Below are 26029 nucleotides of genomic sequence, written 5' to 3' on the forward strand. Positions count from 1 at the left end.
GGTTGCCAAGTCTTTCTAATGTAAGGTAAGATAAATTTGAGGTGAAAAAAAGAAATGGAACGATTACAAAAAGTGATTGCGCAAGCAGGTATTGCATCGAGAAGAAAGGCTGAGGAATTAATTCAGCAAGGGAAAGTGAAAGTTAATGGGAAAATAGTGAAGGAGTTAGGAACAAAAGTAACTCCTCAAGATAAAGTGGAAGTAAATAACATCCCTCTTGAAAAAGAAGAACCTGTTTATTTTTTACTATATAAACCAACTGGTGTAATTTCAAGTGTATCAGATGATAAAGGAAGAAATGTTGTAACAGACTTTTTCCCTGAAATTAGACAACGTTTATTCCCAATCGGACGCTTAGATTATGATACGTCTGGCGTATTATTGATGACAAATGATGGTGAATTTGCAAATGTATTAATGCATCCGAGATATAAAGTTGAAAAAACGTATGTTGCGAAAATTAAAGGGCCATTAACAGGTGAGAAAATTCGCATGTTAGAACGAGGTGTTGCATTAGAAGATGGGAAAACAGCACCAGCACAAGCGAAAATTATTTCTTGGGACAAGCGTAAAGAGATGGCAATTGTACAATTAACGATTCATGAAGGACGTAACCGTCAAGTACGCCGCATGTTTGAAGCGTTAGATTGTAAAGTAGTGAAACTAAAGCGTGAACGCTACGCCTTTTTAGAAGTAGGTAGCTTGCGTCCTGGCGATGCAAGAGAATTGACACCACATGAGGTGAAACAATTACGTGCATTGGCTTCTACAAAGCCTCGCTAATCTATATTGTGAAACTTTCACCAGTGGAATGCTCCGCTGGTGATTTATTAAAAAATACATATATTTATCACTCGTCGAAGAGAGGGGAGACAACATGAAAAAAAATCGCTTATTATTTCGTGTTATCATTTTGCTCATTTTAAGCGGTGCGGTAGGGTTTACGCTATATCAAGGATTTTTTACTGATAAAGAGAAAATGCAAATTGGAAAAGAAGCACCTAACTTTGTTGTAACTGATTTAGAAGGAAAGAATATTGAATTAAAAGATTTAAAGGGAAAAGGTGTATTTTTAAATTTTTGGGGAACTTGGTGTAAACCTTGTGAAAAAGAAATGCCTTATATGAATGAGCTATATCCGAAATATAAAGAAAAAGGCGTTGAAATTATTGCCTTAGATGCAGATGAAACGGATATCGCAGTGAAGAACTTTGTGAAACAATATGATTTGAAATTCCCAGTTGCAATTGATAAAGGGCAAAAGATCATAGGTACATATGGAGTGGGACCATTACCAACAACCTTTTTAATTGATAAAGAAGGCAAAGTAGTAGAGCAAATTATAGGTGAGCAAACGAAGGAACAATTGGAAGAGTACTTAAAGAAAATCACTCCATAATTAAGAAAGCCTTTACATAAGAGGTGCTTACGTATAGCGCCTTCGCTTTAAAAATTCTGAGTATTGCGGTAACTCTAAGATAGAATATACAATAGTACATATAGATAAAAGGGCGGTGAGAGCTTTGAAAGAAATTAAGTGTGAATGTGGACATGTTAATCCGATAGGAACCATTTTTTGTGAAGCATGTGGGAAACCATTTGAAAGTAATGAAAATATAAAATTATTGGATATGAGATATGAGGGGAGTGCTCGGAGATCTCTCACACATACAAAAACGATAGTCGATAAAATTTGGAGTTTTTTCTCTTCTGTAAAAGTAGGTGTATGGTTAATTGTAATAACTTTAGCTGCATCGGCAATAGGAACTATCTTTCCCCAAGAAATGTACATAACTCCAGGAATCGAACCAGCTGAATATTATAAGACCGAGTATGGATTTTTAGGACAATTATACTATCAATTAGGATTTAATAATTTATATGGATCATGGTGGTACATGATTTTAATTGCTTCCATTGGTATTTCACTTGTTATATGTAGTTTAGACCGTGTCATTCCTCTTTATAAAGCTTTAAAAAAACAAGGGGTGAAAAGACACCCAAGTTTTTTGAAAAGACAGAGAGTGCACGGGACTGGTACGCCGCATGAAGGTGACTTAGAACGAGTTCAAATTAATTTAAAGAAACGTAATTATAATGTGAAAGTGGAAGACGGGAACGTTTTAGCGGAAAAGGGACGTTTTTCACGTTGGGGTCCATATGTAAACCATATTGGTCTTATTATCTTTCTATTCGGTGCAATGCTACGTTTTTTACCGAGTATGTATGTAGATGAAGCACTTTGGTTACGTGACGGTGAAACGAAAGAAATACCAGGAACAGAAGGTCAATACTATTTGAAAAACGAAAAGTTTATCAAGGAAGTTTATGATAAGAGTAAGGATAAAGAAGTTTTTGATGAAGCAATTGATCGTGTTGGTGATAAAATGATTGCGAAAAACTTCCAAACAAATGCTGTATTATATAAAGCGGTAGGAGAAAATATAGCGGGTCAAAAACCAAAATTAGAAAAGGTAAAAGAAGCTGAAATTCGAGTGAATGAGCCACTGAAATTTGATCAATTTGCTGTTTATCAAGTGGATTACAAAGAAAGTGAATTTAAAAGCATGTCTTTCCATTTGCAAAACAAAGAAAATAATCAAAAGTGGGGACCGATTAAAGTAGATTTAACGAATCCTACAGAAAAATTTGATTTAGGAAATGGTTATTCTTTAGAACTATTAAGCTATTTTCCAGATTTTTATTTTGACGAGAATGGAAGACCAAATACGAAAACGAAATTACCAAACAACCCTGCATTTGTGTTTAAAATGTTTACGCCTGAAACACCAGATGGTGAAGTGAGTTTTGTCGGTATTCAGCAAAATATAGAACCAGATGGGAATAACAAATATAAAATGTCCTTTGCAGGTGTGGAAATGCAAAATGCAACAGCACTTACTGTAAGGAAAGATTTAACGCTTTGGATTCTCGGTATTGGAGGATTTATATTTATGGTTGGTGTGATTCAAGGGATGTATTGGAATCATCGCCGTATTTGGATACAACGCGTTAATGATGAATGGTGGATTGCAGGACATACGAATAAAAATTGGTTCGGTTTAAAGAAAGATATTGAAAGAGTACTAGAAGGTACAGCAATTCCGCAGCCAAGCGATAAAGTAGTGGATAAAAAAATTAGTTAAGGTGGGGAAACGATATGGTGCAAATAAGTAGTAACTTTCTCTTTACCGCATTTATTTTATATTTAATTGCAACTCTATTTTTCGGGGGAGCAATTAAAGAAAAAGGTCATAAATGGGCAAATATAGGAATAACGATTACAATTTTAGGGTTTATTGCACAAACAGTATATTTTGTTACAAGATGGATTGCATCAGGACATGCACCAGTTAGTAACTTTTTTGAATTCGGTACGTTTTTCGGCATGATGCTTGTTGGAGCATTTATTGTCATGTATTTTATGTACCGCGTAAGTATAATTGGACTCTTTGCATTACCAGTTGCGCTTTTATTAATTGCATATGCGAGTATGTTTCCGAGGGAAATATCTCCGCTTATTCCATCTTTAAAAAGTAATTGGTTACATATTCACGTGACGACTGCAGCAGCAGGACAAGCAATTTTAGCAATTAGTTTTATTACGGGCGTTATGTATTTATTGAAGAATGTAGATCAATCAACGAGAAGCAAACGTACATTTTGGTTAGAGACAGTAGTTTTCACACTTGTTTGTACAGTTGGGTTTATTGGAATAACAACGGTATTTTCTAGTATGAAATACGAAGCGAAGTTTCAATGGATTGATAAAAATGAACAACAAGTTGAAATGAAGTATAATCTCCCGGCTTTAGTTGGACCGCATGAAGGGAAGTTAATGACAGAAAATAAATTAGAACCGGCGGTTGAAGTTCCAGCGATTGTAAATGCGAAAAAATTAAATACTGTTATTTGGTCAGTGTTAGTGGGAACGCTACTTTATATTGTATTAAGACTTGTTTTACGTAAGCGAGTGTCAGCGGCACTTCAGCCGTTAGTAAAGAATACGAATAGTGATTTATTAGATGAAATCGGATATCGTTCTATTGCGATAGGATTCCCGGTGTTTACATTAGGAGCATTAATCTTTGCAATGATCTGGGCTCAAATCGCTTGGACGCGCTTTTGGGGTTGGGATCCAAAAGAAGTTTGGGCGCTTATTACTTGGCTCTTTTATGCTGCGGTATTACATTTACGTTTATCTAAAGGATGGCATGGAGAAAAATCCGCCTGGCTTGCAGTGATTGGTTTTGCAATCATTATGTTTAACTTTATTGTAGTAAACTTAATTATCGCGGGTTTACATTCATATGCATAGAGAAATAAAATAGGAAAGTGTATGTCACTTTCCTATTTTATTTTTGTCAAATTTTCTTCTTTTTTGAGAAAAACATGACAAAGTAGCGGTTGATTCTGTAAAATGATGTCGAGGACCAAATATACTGTTCAAAAAAAATACATAGTTTTGGAAAAAAAATGAACAAACTTTATTATTCTTGTGAAGCATAATATGGGAAGTGGAACGTTAAAAAATGCTTAATTAAACGAGGATAGGTGCAACATTATATTGTAGAAGGGTAGGTGTAAACCGTTGTGGTAAAAGTACGCAGCGGGTAGAAATGGAAAATGAATCAAGAATTTTAATTGTAGACGATGAGGATCGTATTCGTCGTTTATTAAAGATGTATTTAGAAAGAGAGCAATACACAATTGAAGAAGCGGATAATGGTGATACAGCTTTAGAAATGGCGTTACAAAATGATTATGATTTAATCCTACTGGATATTATGATGCCTGGTAAAGATGGTATCGAAGTGTGTAAAGGGATTCGTGAGAAGAAAGCGACGCCAATTATTATGCTGACAGCAAAAGGTGAAGAAGTAAATAGGGTACAAGGGTTTGAAGTTGGAACTGATGATTATATTGTAAAGCCGTTTAGCCCGCGTGAAGTAGTACTTCGTGTGAAAGCGGTATTACGCCGCGCTGTACCAACGACATTCTTTACACAAGATACAACGACGAAAGATGTTACTGTTTTCCCTCATTTAACAATTGATAATGATGCGCACCGCGTTACAGCGGATGGTAATGAAGTAAACTTAACACCGAAAGAATATGAATTACTATTATTCTTAGCGAAATCCCCGGATAAAGTTTTTGACCGTGAGCAATTGTTAAAAGAAGTATGGCAATATGAGTTCTTCGGAGATTTACGTACAGTTGATACGCATGTAAAGCGTTTACGTGAAAAGTTAAGTAAACAATCACCAGATGCAGCGAAAATGATTGTTACCGTTTGGGGCGTAGGTTACAAGTTTGAGGTTGTGAACGACTGATGCTTTGGAGAAGTGTAGTAGGGAAGTTATGGATGACCATATTACTTCTCGTTTCGTTTGTTCTTGGATTTGTTGCTATTTTACTTTCACAGTTTTTTAGAACGTATTATGTTGATATGAGTGAAGCTAGGCTTCAGAAAGTTGCAACAAGTGTCACGGAATTAATTGAAGAAGGTGCCGATGTAAAAACGATTGAGGATATTGCTTACAAATTTTCTGATCCACTTTCAAGGATTATCATTGTAGAAGACGGTAAGGAAATTTCTTCTTCGCCGAAACAAGAAGGATTAGTTACTCTTACAATAGATGATTTGAAAAATGATAAAGAATTAGCAGCTGTTTTTACAGATAAAAAGGATATTAAGAATAATATTAGAAAAGCTTCTAATAGTAGGAAGAATAAAAATACTGAAAATGATATTATGATCGTCGGGAAACCAGTACAGTCAAAAAATCAAAGTGCAGTGTTTGTATATGAATCATTGCAAGTTCCAATACAAGGTATGGAGAGAACGACTGATTTTATTTTCTTATCAGCCGGGATTGCGATTATTTTAACAACTTTCTTTGCATTTTTCTTATCTACTCGAATTACGGCACCGCTTCGTAAAATGCGTGAGGTTGCATTTGAGGTAGCGCGCGGGAAATTTGATACGAAAGCCCCTATGGTGTCGCAGGACGAAATTGGTGAGCTTGCAACTGCTTTAAATCAAATGGGGAAACAGTTGAAGTTTAATATGAATGCCCTGCAGCAAGAAAAAGAGCAGTTAGCTAGCATTTTGAGTAGTATGGCAGATGGTGTTGTTACGTTAAATCAAGAAGGTGAAGTCGTTGTTATCAACCCACCGGCAGAACACTTCTTACAAGTTTGGCAAGAAGAAAAAGAAGTAGAGTTAATTAAAAAACTGCCTTCTGAACTTGTTGAACTATTCCATCTCGTTGTAGAAAGTGAGCAACAACAAGTTGTTGAAATTAATTTGCAAAAAGGTAACTACGTAGTTCTTATGACACCGCTTTACAATCAAACAAAAATTCGTGGAGCTGTAGCAGTATTGCGAGATATGACGGAGGAGCGTCGTCTTGAGAAAATGCGTCAAGACTTTATTGCGAATGTATCACATGAACTTCGTACACCGATGGTAATGCTTCAAGGATATAGTGAAGCAATTTTAGATGATATTGTGCAAACGAAAGAAGAAATTAATGAGTTTGTTCAAATTATTTATGATGAATCTGTTCGTTTAGGTAAACTTGTAAATGAGTTATTAGATTTAGCCCGTATGGAAAGTGGACATGTAGAGTTACATATAGGGGAAGTAGATATTCATCCATTTGTCGAAAAAATTGTCCGTAAATTCCAGGGGATTGCAAAGGATAAAGAAGTCCAATTAACAGTGGATTTCCAAAGTCCAATTGAACAATATCCGTTTGATGCAGACCGTATGGAACAGGTACTGACGAATTTAATTGATAATGCAATCCGTCATACAAATGCAGGTGGACATGTTACACTTGTAATTAATACGAAAAATAGTGGCCTTACTTTCGAAGTGCAAGATTCAGGTGCTGGTATTCCAGAAGAAGATATTCCGTTCTTGTTCGATCGATTCTATAAAGCTGATAAAGCGAGAACTCGCGGGAAAAAAATTGGAACAGGACTCGGGCTTGCGATTGCTAAAAATATTGTTCAAGGTCATGACGGGAAAATTTCTGTATCAAGTGTCGTTGGAGAAGGAACTACATTCTCTGTATATTTACCAAATCGTATAATTTAGATATATATGTTTTTTAAAAGTTGATCATGAATAAAAGCTTTACTGTTTTTTTATTTTTTTGTAAGTGCAATTAAATAAAGAATGGTAGAGTTTTTTTCTTTAATAATCAGAATGAAAATAAAAAGAGAGGTGTCATAATGAAATGAAACTTTATACAAAAACAGGTGATAAAGGGGAAACGAGTGTCATAGGTGGCCGAGTGGATAAAGATCATATACGTGTAGAAGCTTATGGAACAATTGATGAGGCGAATTCTCATATCGGATATGCCATGTCTAAATTACAAGAGGAATGTTTTCGTAACATTTATAACGAACTTGAAAATATTCAACATGAACTATTTGATTGTGGAGGGGATTTAGCAATAGTAGAGAAGAAAATCCCTTATAAAGTAACGATAGAGATGGTCGAGTATTTAGAGAGACGAATTGATTCGTATACAGAAGAAGCGCCGCCTTTAGAGCGTTTTATTTTACCAGGCGGTAGCGAGATATCGGCTGCACTACACATTGCACGTACAGTTATAAGAAGAGCAGAACGTTGTATAGTGTCATTGCAAAAAGAAGGAGAAACCAATGAAATTGTTCTAAAGTATGTAAATAGGTTATCTGATTATTTATTTGCACTTGCTAGAGTAATAAATGCGCGTTTACAAGTGAAAGATGTGGAGTATAACCGCAGTGCACTTGTTTTTCGTAATAAAGAAGAGAAGGAAGTGGAGTAATACACTTTCTTTTTTTGTATACTTTTTTCTGTAATATCCCACAATAGAGAAGGTATGACGGCTATTAGAAAACGGAGGATGTATATGAAAGCGTTAAAATGTGGCGTGGTGATATTGAGTGTATTATTTTTATCTCAATTACATGTTTACGCTGAAGGGAATCAGTGGATATGGCCTGTTGATGGGCAGATAAGTGATTATTTTGGGACAAGACATGGGAAACACTATGGTATTGATATAGCTGCGCCTATTGGAACGCCTGTTGCAGCTATTCAAAATGGTAAGGTGACAAAGTCTTATTTTTCAAGTAGTTATGGAAATGTTGTGTTTATTAAACATGGAGAATATGAGGCTGTTTATGCGCATTTAAATAAGAGATATGTAGTTCAAGGTGATAACATTTCAAAAGGAGAGCTAATTGGAGAGGTAGGGAATACAGGAGAATCGCGAGGAGCGCATTTACATTTAGAAGTGCATCAAGGGAGATGGACGATGGAGAAAAGGAATGCGATGAATCCGTTGCTTGTTTTAAATGAACAAAAAAATCAAGTTGTGTCATCATCACTATATATTGTACAAAAAGGTGATACTTTAGTTGGTATTGCCCGGAAATTTAGTATGACAGTTGAGGAAATTAAAGTGAGGAATGGATTGCGACAAGAGCAAATCTATCCGAACCAACAACTATACGTCAAGTAAAGGCAACGTCCCAAAAGCATAACTTTTGAATAAATTTATTTTCTTCTTATTTAAGATTGCGATAGTAAATGAAATTATATCGACATTTCTACAAGAAATATCGACTAACAATAAAATGCGACAGTAAGAGCAACCTATTCCTAACGAAAAACCGTCCCAAAAGATCTTTTGGGACGGCTTCTTTTACCAAAAAATAAAGACACATATAAATCCAGTAATAGCTAAGTAGCTATATAAGTAAAAGACTTTTGTTCTTGTTTTTTCTTCTGTCCGAAATAGTACGATAGTTGGTTCGATTAGACCAATTGTAAGACAAAGTAAACCAAGAAGCATAAAGCCAATGGAAAGAGAATACAGGGCGATTTGTGGTGCTTGAAATGGAATCATCCATTTTAATAAAAATGCAATAAGTGCAGTGTAACAAATGCAACCGATGTATTTATTCAATGGTGTATCAGAACGGAAACCAGGAAGTTTCTTGGAAAACGGACGGGAAACAACTTCCGTTTGTAAAGATGTATGTTCTTCAATTATTTTTTGAGCTTCTTTTCCTTTTTGGAAAAGGGATAAAATCCAATTTCGCTCACCTTGGAAAATAAATTGAGAAGTTGTTAAATAGTGATCAACTTTTACCTTATTCCAACTCTTCCATGGATGACGCTCACACAATTTTAATTTACTTTCTGTTTTTTTATCATACTGATAAATACTTATGCCATCTTGGTCAAAAGTAGCGTAGTATGTCTCTCTTGAGAATGTGCCTAGATCAATTGGACAGTAGAAAAGTAATTCTTTTTTCAAATAAAAGTATTCTTTTCTTAAGTTCTTTTTCATTGCTTCTCGAATAGAGTGTCTTTTATCTTTCTTCATGACATTTCCTCCATAACTCAGAAAATGTTCTTATCTTAACAATTCAACATCTTATCACTTTTGACGACATATGACTAGGGGGATTCATAAGAGAAATACCGAATTATAAAAAATATGGGTTGTATTGTAAAATATAGTGATTGTTTCTTTAATTATATAAAATCAATAACTTATTTTTAGTAAGTTACACTTTTTTTGTTCACAATACGATCATGTTGTTGTATAATGAAGTGGAAAATAGAATATCGGTCTATCTTCGGGGCAGGGTGAAAATCCCGACCGGCGGTGATGAACATTTAATAATTTCGTTCTAAGCCCGCGAGCCGTTAAGGCAGGATTTGGTGTGATTCCAAAGCCGACAGTACAGTCTGGATGGGAGAAGATGGAGGTTCAAGCGTTCAAAAAAGATAAGTATTTGAACGTCTGTTTGATGTGCCTTAAAATTCTCCCTTTGTGTAAATCACAAAGGGTTTTTTCGTTCTATGAAAAAATAGGCATAGCAGAACCTTTCCACTTTCCATGAGAAGATCGATGGAAAAGGAGAGAGAAAGATGAAACAAAAAAACAGTGTAGTGCAGATGGTGAGTGTAGCGATGCTAAGTAGTATTGCGTATTTACTAATGATGTTGGATTTTCCATTCCCAGGGCTTCCGCCATTTTTAAAAATTGATTTTAGTGATGTGCCAGCTTTAATTGCGGCGATAATTTTTAGTCCAATTGCAGGTGTAATTGTAGAAGCGATAAAAAATATTTTGCATTACGGAATTCAAGGAAGTTTAACGGGAGTACCAGTAGGAGAAGTAGCAAACTTTATAGCGGGATGTTTATTTATTGGTCCAGCAGCATTCTTATTCCGAAAGTATCGCACAGTAAAAAGTTTAACGACAGGATTAATGCTAGGTACAATTACTATGACAGTTATTATGAGTGTGTTAAACTACTTTATTATTTTACCAGCGTACACTTGGTTTTTAAATTCACCAGCTATGTCTAGTGATATTATGCGACAAACTATTGTAACGGCGATATTACCGTTTAATGTAATTAAAGGAATTGTTGTAACAATTGTATTTGTAGCATTATTTTCACGCTTGAAAGTATGGGTATTTGCAAAAATGAAAAATGCTTAAAAATATTAAACCATTGGCAGCGTAACTGCTAATGGTTTTTTTGTTAGTGAGAATGAAAAAGAGTTCAAAAAATCCCCCTCATAAGTATGAGGGGGATTTTTTGAAGTTAATAAAAGACTATTCGAATTTTAAAGAGTCGCCATCAAATGATTCGTCAGCAACTTTAATTGAGTCAGTTGGACAACCTTCGAATGCATCCATCATATCTTCAATTAATACATCTGGAATTTCAACGATACCTTGGTTATCGTCTAATGTTACAAATGCAATGCCTTCATCATCATAGTCATAAATGTCTGGTGCAGCAGCACCACAAGCACCGCATGCAATACAAGTATCTTTGTCAACGATTGTATATTTTGCCATATTTTTTCCCTCCTGATAATATGTATGTGAAAAGTTCGCCAAAAAATTATAATCTTATTGTAAAACGGTTTTAAAAACTTTTCAACATAAAATTATAATGATAATGCTTATCAATTAGAGTGTCAACTTATTTTTGAATTATTTCATAAGATTTTCAAAATACTTAAATGTTATTTCGTTTGATACAATAGAATATATACAAGCATGTAGTGTGAATATGATAAGTTAAATGAATAGCAGTTAATGTGCAATCGTATTGAAAAAGGAATGAAGTTAGACTGAGAGGTGGAAGCGGTAATGCAGCTACAATATACTTTATTATATTGTTTAAAACAATTGAATGGTGAAAGAACCGTTTCTTCGATTTATTATTTATTAAAAGGAAAGAGATCGTCGCAAACATTACAAGATGGGAATATGTTTCAAATTTCTTTTTTGTTTGGGATTTATAAGTCATTAAATAGAGCTGATTATGATCAAGAAGTTGCAAAGTTGTTACAAACGGATTTAGTTCAAGGTATACATAATAATACATATGTGTTAACGACGGCTGGTAACGTGCAATTAAACAAATGGGAAGGTGACTTTGCCTTTCCGACATATTTAAATGGTTTACACTATGGTGAAATAGGTGAAACGTTTTGGAAGAGGTTATCATTGATCGTTCAAACTATTTCGAATTTACAACAGGCGAATACGAAATTTATTCCAATTCAACAGGATACAGAAATAATGATGTGGGTGAAACGTTTTCTCACTGGAATACCGTATATGAGAAGTGAATTGGCTAAAAGATTATGGAAGGAAATGCATACTCTTTTACAAAAAAATAATCCAGTAGAGGCGACAATCGTAATATATCGGTTAACTGGGTATAAACGTATTGGGTGTACTTTACAACAATTAGCGGAAATTACGAAACAAGATATATTTCGAGTGTATTTTTTATTTTGGGGTACAATCCATTTCCTTATTCAAGAAGTTCGCAATAAAGAAAATGAGTTTCCATTATTAGCTGAAATTATATCTTATCCAAATGAGAAAGCTGATTTATTTAGTTTATCAACGAAAAAAACATATAATCTTTGGAGACAAGGACGCTCTTTAGAAGAAATAGCAACAATTCGGAATTTGAAGGTTGCCACGATAGAAGACCATTTTGTAGAAATTGCTTTAAGAGAAAAAGAATTTTCTATTGAAATGTTTATGGAAAAAGAAAAAATGGAAAAAGTAACAAAAGTAATTGAAGCATTACAAACACGTAAATTGCGTGTGTTGAAGCAAGCGGTTGGAGAGGAAATCTCTTATTTTGAAGTACGTCTTGTATTGGCACGGATGGAGGGTATAAATGAAGCTTGAGGAATATTTATATAAGTGGTTTGGATATTCTGAATTTCGTCCGGGGCAAAAAGGAGTTATTACGGACTTATTGGAAGGAAAAGATGTTGTAGCAATGCTTCCGACTGGAAGGGGAAAGTCAATGTGTTATCAACTTCCGGGGCTTCTGCAAGAGGGTACGGTGCTTGTTGTATCACCATTATTATCTTTAATGGAAGACCAAGTTACGCAATTAAAGTATGTCGTGAAAAATCGAGTTATTGCATTGAATAGTTTTCGGACGTTAATTGAAAAAAGAGAAGCAATGAAAAAGCTATCTTTTTATAAATTTGTTTTCGTATCACCAGAGATGTTGCAGTCGGAACTTCTAATAAGAGAATTGAAAAAAATTCATATTTCATTATTTGTCGTAGATGAAGCGCATTGTATTTCACAATGGGGCTATGATTTTCGGCCAGATTATAAAAAATTAGATAAAGTAATTGAGAGTATCGGATCTCCGACAGTATTAGCATTAACAGCAACTGCGACAAAGGATGTACTGCGAGATATAGCGGAAAGTTTAAATCTAAAAAATATTGCTGAGCATGTGTACTCGATTGATCGTCCAAATATTGCGATGGAAGTGCAATTTGTGGAAACAATAGAAGGAAAAAAAGAGGCGCTTTTTGAGCATGTAATGTATTTGCAAGGGCCTGGTATTGTTTATTGTTCAAGTAGGGCCTGGACAGAGCGTTTAACCGAGTATTTAAGAGGAAAAGGAATTACAGGTGTAGCTTTTTATCATGGTGGTATGGAACATGAAGAGCGTATGTTAATTCAACAACAGTTTATGAATGACCAGTTGCAAATTGTAATATGTACAAGTGCTTTTGGGATGGGGGTAAATAAGGCGAATACAAGATATATTATTCATTTTCAATATCCGACAAATGTAGCTTCATATTTACAAGAAATTGGAAGAGCGGGAAGAGATGGAGAATTGAGTATAGCCATTTTATTATGTAGTCCATTGGATCACGATTTGCCAATTTCAATCATTGAAGATGAATTACCAAGTAAATCGCAAATACAATTTTTATTTTCGTTACTACAAGAAAGAATGTTTCAAACGAAAGTATTACCATTAGAAGATGTAGAAGAAATTTGTTATAATGCAGCAAGATTTAATGAACAGTATTGGCGCTTTACACGTTATCATCTCGAACATCTTGGAATCATACAACAGCGAAATCTCATGTTAGAGAGCTTGTCAGATGAAATAATGCACAGATTAATAGCGGAAGTGGAAGTGAGAATGCGTAATAAATATAGTGAGCTAGAAAATATGAAGTCATGGATACAAGTTCAAGGATGTAGACGTGAATATTTATTACAACAATTCGGTTATAGAAAAGAAAAAGAGATAGAAAACTGTTGTGATTACTGTGGTATTACAAAAACGGATTATAAAAAAAGACGAGCGCAACAGTTAGTTTTCGACTATAATTGGGAAACAGAGTTACAAAAGCTTTTCGGCCTAAGAAAGATGGAGGAATGATGAACATTCAAAGGCATAATGTTGAAGATATGAGTCCGAGAGAAATAAGACTGAATCTCTACATAACACAACTAATCATTATTGGTATCGGTTGTTTACTAGCATATATATTATTTCAAGATAAAAGAGAAGTTTATAGTTTATGGAAATGGGAACCGGTTTCTATACTTTTAATAGGTAGCTTGTTAGCGATTTGTATTGTGTTATTAGATTATGTTGCAATGCGAGTGTTTCCAGAATCTTGGTTTGATGATGGTGGCATTAACGATAGAATGTTTCAAGGGATTTCTGTCATGCATTTACTCGTTATCACGTTTATTATTGGCTTTGCGGAAGAGTTTTTATTTAGAGGTGTAGTGCAGACTCATTTCGGAATTGTAATAGCGAGTTTAATTTTTGCTGTGTTACATATTCGGTATATAACGAAGCCTTTTTTGTTTTGTTTCGTCTGCTTTATTAGTTTTGTTTTTGGTTATGTATTCGAGTGGACAGGAAATTTGTTTATAACAATCTTTGCACACTTTCTTGTTGATTTTATAATGGGGCTCCAATTAAGAAAATAAATGGAAGGTGGTGGTGAACAACATGAGAAAACGAATTCCTGATTTTGAAGAGGAGTTAGAAGTTGAGCAAGTGGAAGAAGATGAAAGTTTACCGCCGCGTAGTGAAATTCATAGAAATAAAGAGAACAAACCAAAGTTTAAAATGAATCACATTTTCGTCCGAGTGTTAACATTTTTGTTCATATTGTTACCTATTAGTATCCTATGGTATACGGATAAGTATATACAGGTAAAAAGTGATAGTAATAATGCTGAGAAAAGTGCGTTTGAAGTAATTTTCTTTGATTCCGCTAAGACTGAATCAAAGAAGCAGTCTGAGAAAGTAGCAACTCATGTTGTGAAAGATGGAGAAACTTTAGAAAGTATAGCGAAGCAATATTTCTCAGATGAAGATGGGATAGAAATAATAAAAAAGTATAATGATTTACAAGAAGACGAAGTGAAGGTAGGACAAGAATTGAAAATTCCTATAAAAGATAAGTCCACGAAGTATGAGAGCTAGCTAAATGAGTGATATATAGCTCCACATAAAATTAAGGACTATACTTTACGAGGAGGGAGAGTAAAAAATATATGTCATGGATTATATTATTATGTACTCTCATAAGCATTGGTTTTGTATGTCTTCTTGGAATGTATAAAGAAGCGATGCGTAATACAGTGTTGGAACATACTTTAGTATTCGAAGAATTTCCGGAAAGTTTTCAAAAAGTTAAAGTTTTTTTTATTTCGGATATTCATAGAAGGATCATTTCTAGCTCGCTAATTGAACGAGTGAAAGGAAAAGCAGATATCGTAATTATTGGCGGTGATTTAGCTGAAAAAGGAGTACCTTTATCGCAAATCGCTTTAAATATTCAAAAGTTAAGAGAAATAGCCCCTGTATATTTTGTATGGGGAAATAATGACTATGAAATTGAGTATCACGAATTAGATGCTTTATTAATAGAAAATAATGTGAAGGTATTAGATAATACAAGAGTTGTATTTGAGTCTGAATTAGGAGAGAAAATTTGCTTACTCGGTATCGATGATGTTGGATTAGAACGAGATCGTTTAGATTTAGCGTTGTCTGATTGTAAAGAAGAAGGTTTTCGCATTTTAATTAGTCACAACCCAGATATAATAAAGAAAATGTCTGGTAATGAACAAATTTCGCTCGTATTAAGTGGACATACACATGGAGGCCAGATTCGGTTGTTTCCATCTGAAAAGTATTTAAAGGGTGGCGTATATAAGCATTCTAATACGACTCTCTTTGTTAGTAATGGGTATGGAACAACATTGTTCCCTCTTCGTTTTCGGGCACCTTCCCAAACACATATCATTACGTTATGCGGAGGGAAATAATGCCGAATTCAAATGGAAAATATAATATAAAAGCTGTCTCAAATATACTCGGAATTCAACCGAGTACACTTCGCGCATGGGAAAGACGCTATCATATTATTGCCCCAAAGAGAAATCGTGCGGGGCATCGTTTATATACAGAAGAGCATATTCATATTTTGAAATGGTTAATGAACAAAGTTTCTGAGGGGATGATGATTGGACAAGCAGTTCAGTTATTAGAAGGGAATCGGTTGCAGAACAACGTTCAAAAAGAAAAAATTACTGATACAGAAGTTGTTTTAGTGGACGATATACTACAAGCTTTGTTAGAATTTGATGAAATTACAATTTCTGCATTATTAAACGAGGTTTTTAGTATATATTCAACGGAAAAGGTTGTTGCAAGCATCATTCTTCAAGTGGCAAACAAGTTGTTAACTTTAAAAAGTAATAATGAGATTACAATGTCGCAATTCAAATATGTTGTATCATTCTTACAAACACGTTTAGGAATGATCTATCATAATGCGTCGGTGTATTCTTCCGTTAACAAAGTTTTCGTTTTAGAAAATAATATATTAAAAGGATTTATTTTCGCGACGTATTTACGACTAAAAGGATATCAAACAATGTATATGGGGACAAGTTTAGATGAAGAAGGTATTTTACTAGCTATTGAACAATTACAACCTAAATATTTGTTTATATCTTTTGATGATGAACAAGAACTTGAAGAGGCAGTAGAGTTTATTGACTTGTTGCAAGAAAAAAATGAAAACATCTCTGGTGGTTTTATAGGAAGAAAAGGCATTGGAGATCAATTAAATCTTCAAAATATCCTAATTGGTAACACGAAAGAAGAATGGGATGGATGGTTAAAGATGCCGGAATAGTCGTTCGAAAAGAACCATCTATTTTCTATTTCATATAATAAAAATTAGATGCAATGGTTACGTAGGGAGGGTATGAGATGAGACTGGAACGTTTAAATTATAATAAGATTAAAATTTTCCTAACATTTGATGATTTATCTGAACGAGGATTAACGAAAGAAGATTTGTGGAGAAATGCACCGAAAGTACAGCAACTATTCCGTGATATGATGCAAGAAGCAAATACAGAATTAGGGTTTGAAGCGGATGGACCGATTGCTGTTGAAGTATTTTCTCTACAAGCTCAAGGTATGGTTGTAATTGTAACAAAAGAAAATCACGAAGTGGACACAGAAGATGAGTTCCGTGACGAGTTTATTGAAATGCAAGTGACTCTTGATGAAAGTGAACATATACTTTACGAGTTTGCTACATTAGATGATGTAATCAATTTGTCAAATCGCTTATATAACCTTGGTGTAACTGATGGGAAGTTGTATACGTGGGATGATCGTTTTTATCTTTGGATAGAAGAAGAAGAGCAATTTCAATTATTGAAGGCGGATTTTATAGCTATTTTAGCGGAGTACGGTAATCCGTCAACAGCAACAATTTACCGAGTAATGGAATATGGTAAAGAATTAATGGATTCTCAAGCGATTGAACAAATATACAATTACTTTGTGAAAAAACAAAACCTCAGCTAATGTAACGTAGCTTGAGGTTTTATTTTTATTCAGCTGAAAATCTAAAATCTATAAAACGAAGTGTAGGTAACAAGACTAGCCGATCTGTATGTTAAAATGTAATCAGTATTTCTTGATGAAATAATAGTTTTATCGAATGTATTTTGATGAAAATAAAAAATATTTAAATATTTAAGTATTTTACTTTTCTAAAAGCAATAAAAGGACTATAATAATAGTGAAAACGCTTGCAATACAAAATAGTTTGTATATATTTGTTAGCGTTTTCTATTGCATTCCAAATTTAACGGTGTATACTAGGCAATGAAGGTTTACTAAACAAGTGAAATTACAGGGGGTTTACTTACTATGGTAGCCGAAAAGGGAACTCAAACGAAAACACAACAACAAGGGGAACAACATTTTGAATTGTTAAATTCAACACAAATTGTAATTAATGAAGCATTAGAAAAATTGGGTTATCCAAACGAAGTATATGAATTATTGAAAGAACCAATTCGTATGATGACAGTGAAAATTCCAGTTCGTATGGATGACGGGACTGTTAAAATATTTACAGGATATCGTGCACAACATAATGATGCTGTTGGTCCAACGAAAGGTGGAATTCGCTTCCATCCAAACGTAACAGAAAATGAAGTGAAAGCACTTTCTATTTGGATGAGTTTAAAATGTGGTATTGTTGATTTACCATATGGTGGAGGTAAAGGTGGAATCATTTGTGACCCACGTGAGATGTCTTTCCGTGAATTAGAAAGATTAAGCCGCGGTTATGTACGAGCAATTAGCCAAATTGTTGGTCCGACAAAAGATATTCCGGCTCCAGATGTATTTACAAACTCACAAATTATGGCATGGATGATGGATGAGTATAGCCGTATCGATGAATTTAATTCACCAGGATTTATTACAGGTAAACCACTTGTATTAGGTGGATCACACGGACGTGAAACAGCGACTGCAAAAGGTGTAACAATTTGTATTCGTGAAGCTGCGAAAAAACGTGACATTGATATTAAAGGTGCACGCGTTGTTGTTCAAGGATTTGGTAATGCGGGTAGCTTCTTAGCTAAATTTATGCATGATGCAGGCGCGAAAGTAATTGCAATTTCAGATGCTTACGGTGCATTACATGATCCGAATGGATTAGATATTGACTACTTACTAGATCGTCGCGATAGCTTTGGTACTGTAACAAAACTATTTAATAATACAATTTCAAATACAGAACTGTTAGAACTTGATTGCGACATTTTAGTTCCTGCTGCAATTGAGAACCAAATTACAGAAGAAAATGCTGATAAGATTAAAGCGAAAATTGTGGTTGAAGCTGCAAATGGTCCAACTACATTAGAAGCAACAAAAATCTTAACAGATCGTGGTATCTTACTTGTTCCAGACGTATTAGCAAGTGCTGGTGGCGTTACGGTATCTTACTTTGAGTGGGTACAAAATAACCAAGGTTACTACTGGACTGAAGAAGAAGTAGAACAACGTTTAGAAAAAGTAATGGTAAAATCATTCGATTCAATTTATGAAACATCACAAGTTCGTAAAGTGAACATGCGCTTAGCTGCATACATGATTGGTGTTCGTAAAATGGCTGAGGCTAGTCGCTTCAGAGGTTGGGTATAATATATAATGTTTTGAGAAAACGTGATTTCCTTTCGAGGGAATCGCGTTTTTTTGTTGAAGTATTAAATGAGATGTTGTATATGGGGAATGAAATAATGGAACGAGTAGACCAATTAGAAGAAAAGGTTAAGGTGTTAGAGGGGGAACTTGCAAGAGCTAAGAGAGCCCGAAAAACAAGTGTCGTTCGGGTGTTCGGCGAAGGATTATTGTTTTTAATATTTGGTGCAGTTGTAGTTGGACCAATTATCGCGTTTATATTCACAATTATTACTTGGTTTGGTGAAAAATAGAATAAAAAATAAAAAAGAACGCTTGTTCTACACGAACAAACGTGCTATACTTTCCTTAGATAAGCAAAACGGAAATGATTTTAAGGAGAGATAAATGATGAAAATGACAGTAGACCAAAGATTTATGATGCCAGCAGATGTTGTAGAACGAGTGGAAGTATTACGAAACAAACAAAGCAAGCGTGGCACATTATTACAATCGGTAAATAAATTTTTCGGTTTAGATACGAAAGAAGATTGTATTTGGTTTTACGGTTTTTACGGAGTGGCTGTAAGTATTGTATTATTTATGGTATTCACATCAAATATTTTCGATGTTCTCTTCGCATAAGAAATATGCCATAAGGACATTGCCACCGAATACATATATAAGGAAGTAAGGTAATTTTTTAGAGCGGGAGTTGGTAGTAATGGCGATGTTCCCTATAGAGCGTAACTATATTGGGTATGGAAATTCACGACCAGGAATTCCTCTTTCAAAAGTAAGATTTATTGTAAGTCATGACACGGGGAACCCTGGTAGCAATGCGATAGGAAATCGGGATTACTTTAATGAAATACAACCGAAAGCTTCAGCGCATACATTTATTGATGATAAAACAATATTAGAAATTGTCCCTATAAATGAAGTTGCGTACCATGTTCGATACAATGTGCCAACGGATAATGAGTTATTCGGTTATGATGCGAATAAGGCTGCAATTGGGGTTGAACTTTGCTATGGTGGCGACGTAAACTTTTGGGAGGCCTATACTCGTTTTACGTGGTATCACGCTTATTTATGTCAAAATTTCGGTTTAAATCCTAAAAAGGCTATTGTGTCACACAAAACGTTGGATCCTACTCGGAAAATCGATCCTGAGAATGTATTAGGGCAACAAGGAATTAAATTTCAGCAGTTTTTAGCAGATGTCTATCGGATGTATGTTTCGTTTAGATGACAAATATATGAAAAATGAATACAATAAAGATAGATGCCTACTGCTGTAAGTAGGTTTTTTCTTGTTTATATAAATAGAGCAGAGGTAGAAGACTAGGAGTGAACTAAGTATGCAAAAAGAAACAGTTATTATTATCGGAGGCGGTCCATGCGGATTAGCAGCGGCGATTTCGTTGCAAAAAGTGGGGTTAAATCCGTTAGTAATCGAAAAAGGAAACATTGTAAATGCAATTTATAATTATCCAACTCATCAAACATTTTTCTCCTCTAGTGAAAAATTAGAAATTGGTGAAGTTGCTTTTATTACAGAAAATCGTAAGCCATTTCGTAATCAGGCGCTTGCGTATTATCGTGAAGTAGTAAAGCGTAAATCTATACGTGTAAATGCATTTGAACGAGTGGAACAAGTTCAAAAAGATGGTGATGTTTTTAAAGTTGAAACGACGAAGCGTGACGGAAACAAAGAAATATATGTTGCGAGATACATTGTTGTCGCAACTGGATATTATGATAATCCGAATTATATGAATGTACCTGGTGAGAAACTTGAGAAAGTAGCTCATTATTTCAAAGAAGGACACCCTTATTTTGATCGAGATGTCGTTGTAATAGGTGGTAAAAATTCAAGTATAGATGCAGCGTTAGAGCTTGTTAAATCGGGTGCACGTGTAACAGTTCTATACCGTGGTGGGGAATACTCGCCAAGTATTAAGCCGTGGATTTTGCCGGAATTTGAGGCGTTAGTACGAAATGGGACAATTCAAATGCATTTCCATGCGCATGTAAAAGAAATTACTGAGCATACGTTGACGTATACAGTAGATGGTGAGGCAAATACAATTCAAAACGATTTTGTATTTGCTATGACGGGTTACCATCCAGACCACAGCTTCTTAACAAAAATGGGAGTTCGGATTGATGAAGAAACAGGGCGCCCGATTTATATAGAGGGTAGTATGGAAACAAACGCTGAAAATATTTTTATTGCAGGTGTAATTGCTGCGGGGAATAACGCAAATGAAATATTTATCGAGAACGGTAGATTCCATGGAGATGCGATTGCGCAAACCATTGCATCAAGAGAAGAATAAAAGGAAGCTGTCGAAATCTTCGACAGCTTCTTTTTAATCGTGCATAAACATATGTTGGATTGTTTCGTGAGAGTTTGTGTTTTCTAGTGCGACTAGTAATTTAATTCGCGCCTTTTGAGCGTTTAAACCGTAGGTGAAAACAATGCCCATATCTTTTAATTGTTTTCCGCCACCTTCATAAGAGTATACGTCTTGAACGATACCGTTAAAGCAGCGTGAAACTAATACAATTGGAATGCCTTTTTCTATTAATCGCCCTAGACTAGGAAGTGTTCTTGGAGGTAAATTACCTTGTCCAAGTGCTTCAATAACAATTCCGTCTACTGGTAGTGTTTCGATTGCTGATAATAATGTATCATCCATACCTGCGTATGCTTTTAGAACGACAACGTTTTTAGAAATCTGTCGTACTGTGCATGTTTCGTGATGCACTAAAGCATGATGGAAAACAACACCACGTTTTGTTACCATGCCAATTGGTCCGTACTGTGGACTTTGGAATGTCGCGACATTACTTGTGTGCGTTTTTGTTACATTTGTAGCACAATGTATTTCGTCATTTAATACGACTAGAACGCCTTTTTCAGCAGCTTCATTACTACTAGCAACTTTTACAGCTGATAAGAAATTATATAGACCATCGGCACCTAATTCATTACTAGAACGCATTGCCCCTGTCACAACGATTGGGATAGTTGCTTGAACTGTTAAATCAAGAAAATAAGCTGTCTCTTCTAATGTATCGGTACCATGCGTGATGACTACGCCGTGAATATCGTCTTGTTTTACTCTTTCGTCAATGATGACTTGCAATTGTAGCATTTCGCTAGGAGTCATGTGAGGAGATGGAAGATGGAACACATCTTCGACAATTAAATCAACATCGCCTTCTAAATCAGGAATGAATTTTAAAAGAGGATTCTTTTTACCTGGTTGTACGACCCCAGTTTCTTTATTTTCCTCCATTGCAATTGTTCCACCTGTGTGTAAAACTAGGATTCTTTTCAATGCTTATACCCCTTTCAAGTTGAAAAATACATTTAGAACATAACATGTTTTGAGTAAATTCGACAATGAAAATGTATAAAAGTATGCTTAGAAAATGACAATAAAATAAATTACCTTAAGTGTGCTCCGGTAAGTGGTTATTAGGTTAGGTTTTGTTTATGGAAATTTATGAGAGTGGATGTGTAAGTGTAGAGAGGGAAGGAGTGAGTTTTTTTGAAAAAAGTGGAGAAAATTATAATTCGTATATTACTGATTCAATTTATTTTTCTTTCTGTCGTCCAACTGCTTTTTATACATAAATCTTCAGTGAAATATTTATCGAAAATTGTTTATTACGAAGGTGTCGTCACGAAAAATAAGGCGGAAATCTTACAGGTGAATAAGTAGTTTTCATTTTCTTCTATGATGGATTATGCTACAATTATTGAGGATTTAATGACGTGAGGCAAATGAGAAGAAGCAGGGGGAAAATACCTGCTTTTCGTTTTGTTTTATAAGTGAAAAATGAGGTGTTACAATGGATAAACGAATTTCGATTGCTATAGATGGTCCAGCGGCTGCTGGGAAAAGTACAGTGGCAAAAGTTGTTGCAAAAAAACTTTCATATGTTTACATTGATACAGGCGCAATGTACCGTACTATTACATATGCAGCCCTTGAACAAAAAGTGGATATTGAAAATGAAGAAAAGTTAATGGAAGTTGTAAAAAATGTAAATATTGAATTTCAGCAAGGGGAAAATACACAACTTGTATTTTTAAATGGACAAGATGTTTCTGAAGTGATTCGTACGCCAGATGTGACGAATCGTGTATCTATTGTAGCAAAGCATCGTCTTGTTCGTGAAGAAATGGTACGTCGTCAACAAGGATTAGCTAAAAAAGGCGGCGTAGTAATGGATGGCCGTGATATTGGTACACATGTACTACCGGATGCTGAAGTGAAAATCTTTATGCTTGCTTCTGTAGAAGAAAGAGCGGAAAGAAGACATTTAGAAAATATGAATAAAGGTTTCGATTCTAATTTAGAGCAGTTAAGAGAAGAAATTGCTAGGCGTGATAAATTAGATTCAGAACGCGAAGTTTCTCCTTTGAAAAAAGCTGATGATGCATTGGAATTAGATACAACTTCTTTATCAATTGAAGAAGTTGTCCAAAAAATTATGGGTATTGTTTCAGGAGTATTTGCGAAATAAAGAAAGAGGACTATCCTCTTTCTTTTTTTTTTTGAAATGTAAAGGATAAGTGAATTATAAGTCTCTTTTCTTGACAAATGGGCTAATTTGTAAGAAGTTAGTTACATAGGGGAAAAAATGTCAGAATATATTCGCTATTATATTTCAAATCATACTTTCTTCAAGATGATTTTGCTGTATACTATTTATATAGATTTAATATAGTTTCTTGTGAACTGTATTGAAACAGAATATGTGATGATAAATTCTTAAACATGCAAATGAAAACATTTGTTTTCATTTCGTATATACATAAAAATGCTTTGTCAATTCTGTAGGGAGGTATTTCCATGGTAGAGAAAATGAATGAAGAAGTTATGAATTCAAAAGAATTACAAGTTGGTGACGTTGTTACAGGTTCTGTAACGAAAGTTGAAGAGAAACAAGTTCTTGTAAATGTTGGATACAAAACAGATGGCGTAATTCCGATTAGTGAATTAGCTAACGTTCATATTGAAAAAGCAAGCGATGTTGTAGAATTAGATCAAACACTTGAATTGAAAATTATTAAATTAGAAGATGATGATCTTGTTTTATCTAAGAGAGCTGTTGACGCAGAAAAAGCGTGGGTAGAATTACAAGAAAAATTTAATTCTGGTCATGTATTTGATGTTATTGTAAAAGATATCGTGAATGGTGGGTTAGTTGTGGACCTTGGTGTTCGTGGTTTTATCCCAGCTTCACTTGTAGAAGTACATTATGTAGAAGACTTTGCTGACTATAAAGGAAAAACATTAGCGGTGAAAATTGTTGAATTAGACCGTGAAAAAAATCGTGTTATTCTTTCACATAAAGCGGTAGTAGAACTAGAACTAGATTCTAAGAAAAAAGAAGCAATCTCTTCGTTAAAAGAAGGGGACATTGTTGAAGGAACAGTACAACGATTAACGGATTTTGGTGCTTTCGTTAACGTTGGTGGTGTGGACGGTTTAGTTCACATTTCACAAATTTCACACGAACGTGTAGAGCAACCTTCTGAGGTATTAGAGCAAGGTCAAAAGGTAAAGGTAAAAGTGTTATCTGTTGATGCTGATACGCAACGTATTTCTTTATCAATTAAAGCAGCTCAGCCAGGACCTTGGGAAAATGTTGCTGGCGAAATAAAAGCTGGAGATATTCGTGAGGGAGTAGTAAAACGCCTTGTTACATTCGGTGCGTTTGTTGAAATTTTACCTGGTGTTGAAGGGCTTGTACATGTATCTCAAATTGCAAATCGTCACGTGAAAAATCCAAATGAAGTATTGGAAATGGGACAAGAAGTAAAAGTGAAAGTACTTGAAGTCCATGTAGCAGAAAAACGTATTTCTTTAAGCATAAAAGAAACGCTTGAAGAAAATAATGTAACAGAAGATTATAGCCAATATGAGCCAAATGCTGATTCGGCTACTTTCCAGTTAAGTGATATTATTGGTGAACAACTGAAAAAATTAAAGAAATAAAGAGGGGTATAAGTGGTAAGGGCAAAACGTAAATTAGATCATATTGAATATGCTCTTTCTACTGGTCAGTCTCGTACGCATGGCTTTCATGATATTGATTTTGTGCATCAAAGCTTGCCAAATTCAAGTTATGACACTATAACATGTGAAACAAAAATCGGCGAACTTTCACTAAGTTCGCCGATTTTTATCAATGCGATGACTGGTGGTGGAGGAGAGCAAACATTACATATTAATGAGCAATTAGCATATGTAGCGAAACATCATAACCTTGCTATGGCTGTAGGTTCGCAAATGGCAGCTTTAAAAGATGAAAGTGAAGCGGCTTCGTATAAAGTTGTTAGGAAAGTAAATCCGAATGGGATTTTTTTCGCAAACTTAGGAAGTGAGGCAACTGTCGAACAGGCAGAGCGTGCCGTTGATATGATTGAAGCGAATGCACTGCAAATTCATTTAAATGTCATACAGGAGTTAACGATGCCAGAAGGAGACCGTGATTTTACTGGTGTACTTCAGCGGATTGAGAAAATAGTTTTAAAAAGTAAAGTACCTGTCATCGTAAAAGAAGTCGGTTTTGGAATGAGTAAGGAAACAGTACAACAGTTAGCGAATATAGGTATAACAGCAATTGATATTGGCGGACAAGGTGGTACGAATTTTGCTGCTGTTGAAAATGAAAGAAGACAGCGAATGCTTTCTTATTTTAATAACTGGGGCATACAAACAGCTACCTCGATTATTGAAGCAACCTCTACAAATAATAACCTCTCTTTTATTGCATCTGGGGGTATACAAACAGCACTTGACGTGGCAAAGGCAATCGCATTAGGGGCGAATACAACTGCGTTTGCTGGATACTTTTTACGTATTTTAATGCAAGATGGTGTTGAGAATTTAGTGGATGAAATTGATCTTTTACATACAGATTTAAAATTTATTATGACAGCTCTTGGCGTGAAGATGATAGAAGAGTTACAATCTGTACCTCTTGTTGTAAAAGGTGAAACGTACCATTGGTTAGCGCAGCGAGGGATTGACACTGCACATTATAGTAGGCGATAAAAAATCAACCATCCGGTTGATTTTTTTGCGTTTTATTTTCGTAAAATGAAGAGGGAGGGCGGGAAGTTATCGTTCTAT

At 34.9% G+C, this 26029-nt stretch carries 28 protein-coding genes and 1 riboswitch; of the genes, 25 read left to right on the plus strand and 3 right to left on the minus strand.

Features of this window, described 5'->3' with window-relative positions; translation table 11 throughout:
- Positions 1-54: 54 nt before the first annotated feature.
- From rluB to MR066_RS06660, 8 genes are all read left to right on the plus strand, one after another.
- Positions 55-783 (plus strand): 23S rRNA pseudouridine(2605) synthase RluB, encoded by a 729-nt coding sequence (gene rluB, locus MR066_RS06625; RefSeq protein ID WP_002011753.1) that lies wholly within the window; start codon positions 55-57, stop codon positions 781-783.
- Between the two features lie 94 nt (positions 784-877).
- Positions 878-1399, plus strand: a complete 522-nt coding sequence (gene resA, locus MR066_RS06630) for a thiol-disulfide oxidoreductase ResA (protein WP_002064495.1) — start codon at positions 878-880, stop codon at positions 1397-1399.
- Positions 1400-1523: 124 nt separating this feature from the next.
- On the plus strand, positions 1524-3146 hold the full coding sequence (gene resB, locus MR066_RS06635; protein ID WP_242246307.1) for a cytochrome c biogenesis protein ResB: 1623 nt from the start codon (positions 1524-1526) through the stop codon (positions 3144-3146).
- A 14-nt stretch (positions 3147-3160) separates the two neighbouring features.
- Entirely contained in the window at positions 3161-4318 is a 1158-nt protein-coding gene (gene resC / locus MR066_RS06640; protein WP_242246310.1) for a cytochrome c biogenesis protein ResC, read from the plus strand.
- A gap of 301 nt (positions 4319-4619) precedes the next feature.
- Positions 4620-5336 carry a DNA-binding response regulator ResD gene (gene resD / locus MR066_RS06645; RefSeq protein WP_002011758.1) on the plus strand — a complete coding sequence of 239 codons (717 nt, stop codon included), beginning with the start codon at positions 4620-4622 and terminating at the stop codon, positions 5334-5336.
- Positions 5336-7111: a sensor histidine kinase ResE gene (gene resE, locus MR066_RS06650; protein WP_242246312.1), complete on the plus strand. Its 1776-nt coding sequence runs from the start codon at positions 5336-5338 to the stop codon at positions 7109-7111. Before resD ends, resE begins: the two co-directional genes overlap by 1 nt.
- Before the next feature lie 142 nt (positions 7112-7253).
- A complete protein-coding gene (locus MR066_RS06655) occupies positions 7254-7835 on the plus strand; it encodes a cob(I)yrinic acid a,c-diamide adenosyltransferase (protein ID WP_002011763.1) in 582 nt (193 codons plus the stop codon).
- 84 nt (positions 7836-7919) lie between these two features.
- Positions 7920-8534, plus strand: coding sequence for a peptidoglycan DD-metalloendopeptidase family protein (locus MR066_RS06660; RefSeq protein ID WP_002141020.1), 615 nt, complete (start codon positions 7920-7922; stop codon positions 8532-8534).
- 183 nt (positions 8535-8717) lie between these two features.
- On the opposite strand, the gene MR066_RS06665 is transcribed toward MR066_RS06660, so the two are convergent.
- Entirely contained in the window at positions 8718-9404 is a 687-nt protein-coding gene (locus MR066_RS06665) for a hypothetical protein (RefSeq protein ID WP_242246315.1), read from the minus strand.
- 248 nt (positions 9405-9652) lie between these two features.
- Positions 9653-9792, plus strand: a riboswitch (FMN riboswitch).
- A 163-nt stretch (positions 9793-9955) separates the two neighbouring features.
- Between MR066_RS06665 and MR066_RS06670 the strand changes: the two genes are divergently transcribed.
- Positions 9956-10534, plus strand: a complete 579-nt coding sequence (locus MR066_RS06670) for an ECF transporter S component (protein ID WP_002011769.1) — start codon at positions 9956-9958, stop codon at positions 10532-10534.
- A gap of 117 nt (positions 10535-10651) precedes the next feature.
- Here MR066_RS06670 and MR066_RS06675 read toward each other — a convergent pair whose 3' ends face one another.
- Complete coding sequence (locus MR066_RS06675) at positions 10652-10900, minus strand: ferredoxin (protein WP_001151994.1); 249 nt, start codon at positions 10898-10900, stop codon at positions 10652-10654.
- Between the two features lie 297 nt (positions 10901-11197).
- Between MR066_RS06675 and MR066_RS06680 the strand changes: the two genes are divergently transcribed.
- From MR066_RS06680 to MR066_RS06735, 12 genes are all read left to right on the plus strand, one after another.
- On the plus strand, positions 11198-12259 hold the full coding sequence (locus MR066_RS06680; protein ID WP_242246317.1) for a YpbB family protein: 1062 nt from the start codon (positions 11198-11200) through the stop codon (positions 12257-12259).
- Positions 12249-13778, plus strand: coding sequence for a RecQ family ATP-dependent DNA helicase (locus MR066_RS06685; protein WP_242246326.1), 1530 nt, complete (start codon positions 12249-12251; stop codon positions 13776-13778). Before MR066_RS06680 ends, MR066_RS06685 begins: the two co-directional genes overlap by 11 nt.
- A complete protein-coding gene (locus MR066_RS06690; RefSeq protein WP_002064506.1) occupies positions 13778-14341 on the plus strand; it encodes a CPBP family intramembrane glutamic endopeptidase in 564 nt (187 codons plus the stop codon). Before MR066_RS06685 ends, MR066_RS06690 begins: the two co-directional genes overlap by 1 nt.
- A gap of 22 nt (positions 14342-14363) precedes the next feature.
- Entirely contained in the window at positions 14364-14843 is a 480-nt protein-coding gene (locus MR066_RS06695) for a LysM peptidoglycan-binding domain-containing protein (protein WP_002030746.1), read from the plus strand.
- Between the two features lie 71 nt (positions 14844-14914).
- The gene (locus MR066_RS06700; RefSeq protein WP_002141026.1) at positions 14915-15691 is read left to right on the plus strand and encodes a metallophosphoesterase; all 777 of its coding nucleotides are present in this window, start codon (positions 14915-14917) and stop codon (positions 15689-15691) included.
- Positions 15691-16566: a MerR family transcriptional regulator gene (locus tag MR066_RS06705; RefSeq protein ID WP_242246328.1), complete on the plus strand. Its 876-nt coding sequence runs from the start codon at positions 15691-15693 to the stop codon at positions 16564-16566. The genes MR066_RS06700 and MR066_RS06705 overlap by 1 nt, the downstream gene beginning before the upstream one ends.
- A gap of 77 nt (positions 16567-16643) precedes the next feature.
- The gene (locus tag MR066_RS06710; RefSeq protein ID WP_002011786.1) at positions 16644-17252 is read left to right on the plus strand and encodes a genetic competence negative regulator; all 609 of its coding nucleotides are present in this window, start codon (positions 16644-16646) and stop codon (positions 17250-17252) included.
- Between the two features lie 348 nt (positions 17253-17600).
- On the plus strand, positions 17601-18887 hold the full coding sequence (gene gudB / locus MR066_RS06715) for an NAD-specific glutamate dehydrogenase (protein WP_000225168.1): 1287 nt from the start codon (positions 17601-17603) through the stop codon (positions 18885-18887).
- An 80-nt stretch (positions 18888-18967) separates the two neighbouring features.
- Positions 18968-19177 carry a hypothetical protein gene (locus MR066_RS06720; RefSeq protein ID WP_002126403.1) on the plus strand — a complete coding sequence of 70 codons (210 nt, stop codon included), beginning with the start codon at positions 18968-18970 and terminating at the stop codon, positions 19175-19177.
- 94 nt (positions 19178-19271) lie between these two features.
- Positions 19272-19508, plus strand: coding sequence for a DUF3961 domain-containing protein (locus MR066_RS06725; RefSeq protein WP_002011789.1), 237 nt, complete (start codon positions 19272-19274; stop codon positions 19506-19508).
- A gap of 79 nt (positions 19509-19587) precedes the next feature.
- Complete coding sequence (locus MR066_RS06730; RefSeq protein WP_002011791.1) at positions 19588-20118, plus strand: peptidoglycan recognition protein family protein; 531 nt, start codon at positions 19588-19590, stop codon at positions 20116-20118.
- A 109-nt stretch (positions 20119-20227) separates the two neighbouring features.
- Positions 20228-21208, plus strand: coding sequence for a YpdA family putative bacillithiol disulfide reductase (locus MR066_RS06735; protein ID WP_242246330.1), 981 nt, complete (start codon positions 20228-20230; stop codon positions 21206-21208).
- A 33-nt stretch (positions 21209-21241) separates the two neighbouring features.
- Here MR066_RS06735 and ansA read toward each other — a convergent pair whose 3' ends face one another.
- Positions 21242-22216 carry an asparaginase gene (ansA, locus tag MR066_RS06740; RefSeq protein WP_277928959.1) on the minus strand — a complete coding sequence of 325 codons (975 nt, stop codon included), beginning with the start codon at positions 22214-22216 and terminating at the stop codon, positions 21242-21244.
- A gap of 213 nt (positions 22217-22429) precedes the next feature.
- On the opposite strand from ansA, the gene MR066_RS06745 reads away from it, so the two are divergent.
- The 4 genes from MR066_RS06745 to fni all read left to right on the plus strand — a co-directional run bounded on the left by MR066_RS06745 (position 22430) and on the right by fni (position 25951).
- Entirely contained in the window at positions 22430-22603 is a 174-nt protein-coding gene (locus tag MR066_RS06745; RefSeq protein WP_002135263.1) for a DUF5359 family protein, read from the plus strand.
- A 130-nt stretch (positions 22604-22733) separates the two neighbouring features.
- A complete protein-coding gene (gene cmk / locus MR066_RS06750; protein WP_002011798.1) occupies positions 22734-23411 on the plus strand; it encodes a (d)CMP kinase in 678 nt (225 codons plus the stop codon).
- A gap of 329 nt (positions 23412-23740) precedes the next feature.
- A complete protein-coding gene (gene rpsA / locus MR066_RS06755) occupies positions 23741-24889 on the plus strand; it encodes a 30S ribosomal protein S1 (RefSeq protein WP_002126412.1) in 1149 nt (382 codons plus the stop codon).
- 12 nt (positions 24890-24901) lie between these two features.
- The gene (gene fni / locus MR066_RS06760) at positions 24902-25951 is read left to right on the plus strand and encodes a type 2 isopentenyl-diphosphate Delta-isomerase (RefSeq protein ID WP_242246332.1); all 1050 of its coding nucleotides are present in this window, start codon (positions 24902-24904) and stop codon (positions 25949-25951) included.
- Positions 25952-26029: the final 78 nt, after the last annotated feature.

Source organism: Bacillus cereus group sp. BfR-BA-01523 (assembly GCF_022662615.1).
Lineage (GTDB): Bacteria > Bacillota > Bacilli > Bacillales > Bacillaceae_G > Bacillus_A > Bacillus_A mycoides.